The 8,929-nt window shown below is 53.2% G+C and carries 8 protein-coding genes; 6 read left to right on the top strand and 2 right to left on the bottom strand.

The genetic code is table 11. The annotated features are described in order from the left end of the window. Positions 1-767, top strand: a 767-nt coding sequence (locus ABF287_RS13725; RefSeq protein WP_347185567.1) for a metallophosphoesterase, incomplete at its 5' end; no start/stop codon positions are given. 133 nt (positions 768-900) lie between these two features. Continuing rightward, on the top strand, positions 901-3,090 hold the full coding sequence (locus ABF287_RS13730; protein ID WP_347185568.1) for a response regulator: 2,190 nt from the start codon (positions 901-903) through the stop codon (positions 3,088-3,090). A gap of 1 nt (position 3,091) precedes the next feature. Here the strand turns inward: ABF287_RS13730 and recQ are convergent, their stop codons facing one another. Then, on the bottom strand, positions 3,092-5,134 hold the full coding sequence (gene recQ, locus ABF287_RS13735) for a DNA helicase RecQ (protein WP_347185569.1): 2,043 nt from the start codon (positions 5,132-5,134) through the stop codon (positions 3,092-3,094). A 69-nt stretch (positions 5,135-5,203) separates the two neighbouring features. After that, a complete protein-coding gene (locus ABF287_RS13740; protein ID WP_347185570.1) occupies positions 5,204-5,491 on the bottom strand; it encodes a YggT family protein in 288 nt (95 codons plus the stop codon). Between the two features lie 130 nt (positions 5,492-5,621). Here ABF287_RS13740 and ABF287_RS13745 point away from each other — a divergent pair, with 130 nt between their 5' ends. From ABF287_RS13745 to ABF287_RS13760, 4 genes are all read left to right on the top strand, one after another. Continuing rightward, a complete protein-coding gene (locus tag ABF287_RS13745; protein WP_347185571.1) occupies positions 5,622-6,158 on the top strand; it encodes an acyl-CoA thioesterase in 537 nt (178 codons plus the stop codon). Between the two features lie 65 nt (positions 6,159-6,223). Next, the gene (locus tag ABF287_RS13750) at positions 6,224-7,597 is read left to right on the top strand and encodes an MFS transporter (RefSeq protein WP_347185572.1); all 1,374 of its coding nucleotides are present in this window, start codon (positions 6,224-6,226) and stop codon (positions 7,595-7,597) included. Positions 7,598-7,692: 95 nt separating this feature from the next. Then, on the top strand, positions 7,693-8,517 hold the full coding sequence (mepA, locus tag ABF287_RS13755) for a penicillin-insensitive murein endopeptidase (RefSeq protein ID WP_347185574.1): 825 nt from the start codon (positions 7,693-7,695) through the stop codon (positions 8,515-8,517). Continuing rightward, the coding region (locus ABF287_RS13760; RefSeq protein WP_347185573.1) for an esterase-like activity of phytase family protein at positions 8,490-8,929 on the top strand (440 nt) is incomplete at its 3' end. The genes mepA and ABF287_RS13760, both read left to right, overlap by 28 nt.

Here is an 8,929-nt window from a genome sequence, read left to right on the forward strand (position 1 = left end):
TCGGCGATATCCACGGACATATCTTGGAACTCAAAGCAGCCCATGCGCGTATCAAAGCCGACATGGAACGTGTGGGCGACACCACCGCCAAGATCGTCCACTTGGGCGATTACACCGATCGTGGCCCTGCCAGCCGCGAAGTGATCGAATACATGATGGACGGGCTAGAGCGCGGTGAGCCTTGGATCGCATTGCGTGGCAACCACGACCGCCTGTTCACCCGCTTCGTGCGTGACATGACCGCTTTTGACGACAACATGCCGCCTGAGCTGTCTTTCCTGAACCCACGCATCGGCGGCAACACAACTTTGGCGTCCTATGGCGTGACAACTGTCGACTACGAATTTGAAGAGGCTTTCAAAGCCGCCCAAACCGCTGTCCCGACAGAGCACCTCGATTTCATCGAAAGCCTGCCTTTGTATTATGAGTGGGAACAATACCTCTTTGTGCACGCGGGCGTGAAACCCGGTGTGGCGCTTGAAGAGCAATCCGAAGAAGACCTGATTTGGATTCGCAAAGGCTGGCTCGACTATGACGGCGATTTGCCTTGGATGGTTGTGCACGGGCACACGGCCGTGAACCTGCCGTCTCATTTTGGCAATCGCATCGATATCGACACCGGCGCAGGCTATGGCTGGCCTGTGACCGCAATTGTCATCGAAGGCGACACCCAAGAAGTCGTAACAGACACGGGTCGCGCCCCTTTAACCCAAGCCGACCCCAAAAACCCTGCGCCTTTTGTCAAACGCGTTAAGCCGACTGTATAGATCAATTAACGGCGAGCGGCGGCACATGCCGTTCGCCTTTTCTGATGTGAATTAAGACTCTTTTCACCCTGCTCAGCCACTCTGGCGAAAAGCCCACGGTTAATTTCGGGGCAGGAACTAAAAAGGGTCATACATGTCACTCGACGCACTTGCGCAGGAACGCCGCGCCCGCTTGGCAGCAGAACGGCTGCTCGAGCTCAAGCAAGCCGAACTATTTGAGGCCAACAAGAACCTATCCCTTCATGCACGCAGCCTGTCTGATGAAATCATCACAAAACGCGAAGAAACCGAGGTTCTGAAAACCGAAAATGTTCAGGTTCTAGAGAACTTGGAAAAAGCCAACGCCGCCGCCTTTATCGCGGAGCGACGTCTATGGGATTCGATTGAAACCATCCAAGACGGGTTTGCGGTCTTTGACCCAAATGACATAATGATCGCCGCGAATCCCGCTTATCTGAAGGTATTCGACGGTCTAAAACATGTACGCCCTGGCATTTCCTATACCGAAATTTTGACCCTCGCCGTTGAAGAAGGCATCATTGATATTGGCGAGATGCAGCGATCTGAATTTGTTGAAGCGGCCTTGGCACGTTGGAACGCAGAAACCCGCGATCCGCACGTCATCAAGCTCTGGAATGGGCAGTTCATCAAGCTTGTGGACCGCCGCTCATCGGATGGCGACATGGTATCGCTGTGCCTCAACATCACCGATTCAATTCGCGACGCAGAACGCTTGAAAGAAGCCATGCAAAAAGCCGAGGCCGCGAACCGTGCCAAATCGGCGTTTTTGGCCAATATGAGCCACGAGATTCGCACCCCAATGAACGGTATGGTGGGGATGGCGGACCTCATGCGTGAAACCGAATTGACCGAAGAACAACTGCTCTATCTTGATACGATTAAAAGCTCTGGCGAAGCCCTGCTGTCCTTGATCAACGATGTCTTAGACTTCTCAAAAATCGAGGCCGCAAAGCTGACACTAAATCCAAATCCGTTCGATTTGGAACGCAGCATCCAAGATGTCATCGTCCTATTGCAGCCTGTCGCCCAGCAAAAGAACATCGACCTCATCATCGACTACGACATGTTCATGCCAACGCATTTTGTCGGCGACAAAGGGCGAATTCGGCAAATCTTGACCAACCTCATTGGCAACGCGGTCAAATTCACATCGCAAGGGCATGTAATTGTGCGCGTCGTCGGCATTCCGGAAGACGATGGCAAACGTCAAAAAGTCCATATTTCAATCGAAGATACCGGCATCGGGATCGCGCCTGAAATGTGCTCGCATGTGTTTGGGGAGTTCAATCAAGTCGAGGACGAACGCAACCGAAAATTTGAAGGCACGGGCCTCGGCCTTGCGATCTCCAAGCAACTGGTGACGTTGATGGGGGGCGAAATTTGGGTGGACAGTGAAGTCGGCGTAGGGTCCTGTTTTGGCTTTCATTGCACGATGGAAGTCGTCTCCGACGTGTCTAACTTTCCAGATTTGCCAGCGTGGATGCACAAGGCCTACCTCGTCGATCACATTACCGCCCAGAGGGCGATCTTGGAAAAGCAACTCACCGCAGTTGGCTTTAACGTGATCCCGATGGACAACTCTAAGGAGTTGTTAGAGTCACAACTTGATGGCGATGTATACCTGCTAGACAACGATTTGCCCGATACAGAAATGAAGGAATTGATACAGCAAATTCGTTCCCGTGGCGTTGCAGCCCCTATACTTCTGATGACCAACAGCGTCGTGCCAAAGGCCACGGCAAAACTTGAGGGCACCACAACTCTGCAAAAGCCACTGCTGCGCTCAGACCTGTGCCTTGCCTTGTCAACTTTGCTGCCTGTGGCTCAAGAGACCCATGACGAGACCGGTCGAAAAATGCGCATTCTCGCCGCCGAAGACAACAAAACCAACCGGTTGGTTTTCGGCAAAATGATCAAAAATCTCGACATCGATCTGAAATTTGCCATCAACGGACGCGAAGCGATCGAGCTGTACCAAAGCTTCAATCCCGATCTCATTTTTATGGACATCTCGATGCCCGAGGTGGACGGCAAAGAAGCCACACGCGCCATCCGCAAACTCGAAGCTGATAGCGACAAACACGTGCCGATTATCGCGCTCACAGCGCACGCTATGACCGGCGACGATCAAGAAATTCTTGCCGCGGGCCTTGATCAATACATGACCAAACCGCTGCGCAAACCAGAAATCATTGATCAAATCGTGCGACAGATCCCCGAAAATTGCAGGTCCGTGCTATCAGCCAACGATGAAAAACCGCAGTCGGAAGCATCGCCTTCAGACGTCATGGCTGGTGAATAGGTCAGTGCCTTTGAAGCACATCCAGCATCACGGAACCGAACCGCTCAGCTTGTCGTGGTCCAACTAATTTTTCAAAGGCATTCATGTCTCTAGGGCGCGTGGATGCGACACGCGAAAGCTGCGCAGACGTCATGGTCATTGGCTTCAAGGTTCCGCATTCACCACGAGTCATGCGACCGTGAACGTCTTGCAATTGGTCGAACAACTCACCGCCACCACTTGCCGCAAGCTTTCTGCGTGAGGGGTGGGTTTTTCCAGGATCAGCGCCAAGTATGACCGACAAAAACGCGTCACCATAGCGTTCAAGTTTTTTTGCACCAACACCGCCAATATTCGCCATGTCGTCAAGAGAGCGCGGCCGGAGTTCAGCCATCTCGATGAGTGTCCTATCCGCAAACACCACATAGGCGGGCACACGCGCGTCTTCGGCCAAGGCGCGCCGCTTGGCTTTGAGTGCGGACAACAACGGCGCGTCTTCTTCTGACACCAAGGCCTTCGCCACGGGACCACCCCGATTGGCTTTGGCTAGAGTATCTCGTCGCAATGTAACGCTGGCTTTGCCCTTTAGGATTGGCACAGCTGGCTCTGTCATAAACAAGGCCCCAAACCGATCCGGATTTGGGCGCACGAGATCAATCCCCATCATTTGACGAAACACAGCATTCCATTGCCGTTTGTCGTATTCTTTACCGATCCCGAATACGGATAGCGTGTCATGGTTCCACTGCTTCACTTTGTCTGTGGTTTTGCCCATCAAAACATCGATCAAATGCCCCACACCAAAGCCTTCGTCACACCGCAACACGGCCGAAAGCGCTTTGCGGACGGCTTCGGTGCCATCAAACAAGTCAGGTGGGCTATCGCATAGATCGCAAGTCCCGCAGGGCTCTGGGTCTTCCCCAAAATACGAAAGCAAGTTTTGACGGCGACATACCTGTGCCTCTGCAATGCCAAGAAGCGCATTCAGCCGGGCATGATCTGCGGCGCGCCGCTCAACCGGTGATGGGCTTTCATCAATCTGCGTGCGGCGAAATCGAATGTCATCGGGACCAAACAGCGTCAAGGTTTCAGCCGGCGCCCCATCGCGCCCAGCGCGGCCGATTTCTTGGTAGTAGGATTCAACCGATTTGGGCAGGTCGGCGTGGGCCACCCAGCGGATATCTGGCTTGTCGATACCCATGCCAAATGCCACCGTCGCAACCACAATCAATTCATCTTCTTGCTGAAACCGGCGTTCGGCGTCGCGACGGACGTCGCGGTCCATGCCGCCGTGATAGGCCATTGCAGGCTGGCCATTTTCGTTGAGCGCTTTGGCAAGGCTTTCCGTTTTGGCACGCGTCCCACAATACACGATCCCAGATTGACCTTTACGCGCTTTGGCGAAATTCAAGATCTGCGCACGTGGACTGTCTTTGACAGCAAAGGCGAGGTGAATATTGGGACGGTCAAAGCCACGAAGGAACACTTCTGGCGTGCCCCCATCAAACAGCCGCGTGATAATTTCCCCACGGGTTTCCGCATCAGCCGTGGCAGTGAAAGCTGCAAGTGGCACGTCCAAAGCACGGCGCAGGTCACCGATGCGCAAGTAATCAGGGCGAAAATCGTGGCCCCATTGGCTGACACAATGCGCCTCATCAACGGCAATCATCGACACATTGGCGCGGCGCAACAAAGGCAATGTCCCGCCCGACGCAAGGCGTTCGGGTGCCATATACAGCAGTTTAAGACGACCTTCTGAGATCGCATCAAACACCGCATCTGTCTCTTCTTCGGTATTGCCTGATGTCAGTGCGCCGGCTTCAACGCCAACAGCTTTGAGCGCTTGGACTTGGTCACGCATCAACGCAATCAGCGGCGAAATCACCACGGTCAGACCATCGCGGACCAAGGCAGGCAGTTGGAAGCACAAAGACTTACCACCACCCGTGGGCATGATTGCCAAAACGTTCTGGCCCGATACGACGGCGTCGACGATTTCTTCTTGGCCAGGGCGAAACGCGCTGAAGCCGAAGACCGAAGACAAAAGCGCCTGCGTGTGTGACATATGATCCTGCTGTTTATTGTTTAAGCGCAGAATCGCACGTCAGGTCGCGTGCCTCAAGGCTTGATCGTCTTAAAGGAAAACGTGCGCGTTATTTCGAATGATGATTTCGAGCGCATAGATGCCCAAAAAGGCCACAAGCGGCGCGAGATCCAAGCCATTCATGTCTGGCAATAGGCGACGAATGCGCGAATAAAGTGGCTCCAGCAAACGCGTTAGGCCTTCCCAAATCTGATACACCAAAGGTTGGCGCAGATTGAGCACTTGGAAATTGATCAACCAGCTCATCGCGATATGAACGATCATGACGAATTTCACAGCGCCTAAAATCATGAGCAAAATTTGCAGAATGGAGAGCATCGGTTGGGTCCTTTTTTCGTGTCCCGTTACACCTAAGGTTTAGAACCAAACTTCGCAAGGCGGCCACACAGATATAGTATCTTCAAGATGCCATTGTGTTTTCCCAAACCTCTCGATAATGCCTTTGCGCATGTATCCAGTTCTTCGCATCGCCTACGAATATATAAAAACTCGGAATGCTCCAAAGCTTGGGCTTTGGGACACTCATGTCGCGCATCACTATTGCCTACCTGTAGACATCGATCTGTGGTGGGAACTCAATAACGGCCGCACCCTAACGCTTTATGATCTTGGACGTATTGCGATGTGGCGGCTTAGCGGCACAACCGCCACTCGTAAAAGAACCGGTTTGGGCTGGGTCGTTGCAGGTGCCTCTGTGCGGTATCGCAAGCGCATCACAATGTTTACAAAACTGGAAATGCGGACCCGCACTGTCGGTTTTGATGATAAGTTCGTCTACGTAGAACAATCACTTTGGCTGCCTGATGGCGAGTGCGCCAACCACATTTTGATCCGTGGCGCAGTTGTGAAAAACGGGAAAATGGTGCCACCAATCACATTGCTAAAAGAGATCCAGCCTGACGTCCAACCACGCGTTTTGCCTGAATGGGTGCATGCTTGGGCAGATGCAGACAAAATCCGCCCTTGGCCTCCGGTTCGCGACTAACGTTTTGACGTTGCGTAAGAGCTGTTTTGCCTGTTCTATCTTCTTAACAACAGGTGGGACCAAGTATGAGCTCGATCAGCGCTAGCAAACGTATCAAAGGCTGGATGATGTATGATTGGGCCTCTCAGCCCTACCACACATTGATCCTCACGTTCATTTTCGGACCGTATTTTGCCGAACAGCTCATTGCGCATCTCAGCGCGACGGGATTGGACGAGGCCACCGCGCGCGCACAAGCGCAGTCTATTTGGGGCGCAGGCCTTACCATTGCCGGTGTCTCAATTGCGGTTCTTGCGCCTATTCTTGGCGCGATTGCTGATGGAACAGGTCGGCGCATGCCATGGATTTGGATCTTTAGTGCCTGTTATATAGTTGGCGCAACGGGGCTTTGGATCGCATCGCCAACAGATTTCCCCACGTACACGGTTTTAGCCTTTTTCATTTTGGGCATGATCGGGGTCGAATTCACCACCATCTTCACCAACGCGATGTTGCCAAGCCTTGGGACCAAAGAGGAAATCGGCAAGGTCTCTGGCGACGGCTGGGCATGGGGCTATGTCGGTGGCGTTTTGGCGCTCATTTTGATGCTGGTTTTCTTCGCTGAGAATGCAACCGGCGTCACCCTTATTGGCAGCGCGCCGTTGTTTGGGCTTGATCCCGAAGCGCGCGAAGGCACGCGATTTGTTGGGCCGTTTGTTGCAATTTGGTTTGCCTTGTCGATGATACCGTTTTTCCTATGGGTGCGTGAGCCGAAAGGCACGGGCATGAACATCGGAACAGCCGTCACATCTGGCCTTGCAAGCCTTGGAAAAACGCTGAAAAGCCTGCCCTCGCGCCAGTCTTTGTTGGCCTATTTAATGTCGTCCATGTTCTACCGCGACGCGCTCAATGGCGTTTTCGCATTTGGCGGCGTTTATGCATTGGGTGTCCTGCAATGGTCGGTGGTCAGCGTTGGGGTGTTTGGTATTTTGGCAGCTTTGTCCGGTGCCATCTTTACCTACGTTGGTGGCTTCCAAGATCGGAAATTTGGCCCAAAACCTGTGATCATTTTTTGCATTATTGCGCTGATCATAATTTGCCTGTCCATCATTTCAATCACCCGTGAAAGTGTTCTGCTGATATCCGTGTCCAGCGACAGCAGCTTGCCAGATATCGCGTTCTACGTTTGCGGCGTCAGCCTCGGCGCAGTCGGCGGCGTTATCCAATCTGCCAGCCGCACGATGATGGTGCGCCAAGCCGACCCTGAACGTATGACCGAAGCCTTTGGCCTCTTTGCACTTTCGGGGAAAGCGACGTCTTTTTTAGCGCCTTCGCTTATTGCTGCGGCAACCGCGCTCACCAACTCGCAACGCCTTGGCATAACTCCGCTGATAGGACTTTTCCTTATCGGCTTGATCCTGTTAGCGTGGGTCACACCCGATGGTGAAAAGGTAAAATAATGCGGATAACAAGTATCGGTTTTGTTTTGTGCGCGGTTTTAGCGGCCTGTGGATCAGACGACACCCCTACCAAGACGACGACGTCAAAAGTGACAATGTCTTCAAGCGATCAACGTCCAGCCAAACAGCTGTTTGGCTACATTGAGTCAGGATCAAAACAAACTCCGGAATCCTTTGGCGGCTATGCAAAAGGATGCGTCGGCGGCGCAGCACAACTTCCTGAATCTGGGCCAACGTGGCAAGCCATGCGCCTGTCACGCAACCGCAACTGGGGCCAACCCATTCTGGTCGACTATCTGCAAGACCTCTCCCGCAAAGCCGCAGAACAACCCGGCTGGGAAGGTCTATATTTGGGCGATATGAGCCAGCCACGGGGCGGACCTATGTTGACAGGCCACGCAAGCCACCAAATTGGTCTGGATGCTGATATTTGGATGCTTCCACCAACGCGTCTGGATTTGACTGAAGCTGAACGCGAAAACATTTCCTCAATTTCCATGCGTCGTGCCGGAGGTGCCTACGTCAACGACCTTTGGACCAAACAACACCACAACGTGCTCAAAGCCGCAGCCAGCGACCCACGCGTCGCCCGCATTTTTGTCTTCCCCGGAGCCAAGGTTCAAATGTGTAAAGACGAAAAAGGCGACCGCGCTTGGCTCAATAAAATTCGGCCATGGTACGGACATCATTACCATTTCCACGTGCGCCTCAAATGTCCAAAAGGCGACAACTCCTGTATCGACCAAGCACCGCCGCCCAAGGGCGATGGCTGCGCGGACGCACAAGTCTGGGTCGACAATATTTTGAACCCACCGCCCCCAAAACCAGTTGATCCAAACGCGCCAAAACCGAAACCCAAAGCGCCACTCACGCTTGCATCGTTGCCATCTCAATGCTCCGCAGTCTTGTCGTCGCGCTAAGCGCTGCCTTTGTTTTCACGCAAGCTCTTGCGGCAGAAACCCAATATATTGGTTCGTTCATGTGGACGTCGGAAAACCCATTGCACGGTGGGTTCTCTGGCCTTGAGCTCAATGAAAATGGCACGTCGTTCACCGCTATTTCCGATCGCGGCCACATCGCCACGGGGGGCATCTCCCGCGATAAAAGCGGCCAAATCGAAACGGTTCAAACCAAGTCGTTTGATGCTCTAAAAGGCGTTAAATCCGACGAAATGCCCCGCTTTGCAGGCGATTCAGAAGGGCTCGCTATCGCACCCAACGGTCAGATTTATATAAGCTTTGAAGGCGTGCATCGGGTCTGGCGCTACGTGACACCGTCACAGCGCGCCTTGGACATAAAGCGACACCCAGCGTTCAAGGACATGCAACGAAA

The organism is Pacificibacter sp., assembly GCF_039769035.1.
Lineage (GTDB): Bacteria > Pseudomonadota > Alphaproteobacteria > Rhodobacterales > Rhodobacteraceae > Celeribacter.

Coding starts and splice junctions, on each gene's coding strand:
- ABF287_RS13730 (WP_347185568.1), top strand. CDS start 901: ATGTCACTCGACGCACTTGCGCAGGAACGCCGCGCCCGCTTGGCAGCA.
- recQ (WP_347185569.1), bottom strand. CDS start 5,134: ATGTCACACACGCAGGCGCTTTTGTCTTCGGTCTTCGGCTTCAGCGCG.
- ABF287_RS13740 (WP_347185570.1), bottom strand. CDS start 5,491: ATGCTCTCCATTCTGCAAATTTTGCTCATGATTTTAGGCGCTGTGAAA.
- ABF287_RS13745 (WP_347185571.1), top strand. CDS start 5,622: ATGTATCCAGTTCTTCGCATCGCCTACGAATATATAAAAACTCGGAAT.
- ABF287_RS13750 (WP_347185572.1), top strand. CDS start 6,224: ATGAGCTCGATCAGCGCTAGCAAACGTATCAAAGGCTGGATGATGTAT.
- mepA (WP_347185574.1), top strand. CDS start 7,693: ATGTCTTCAAGCGATCAACGTCCAGCCAAACAGCTGTTTGGCTACATT.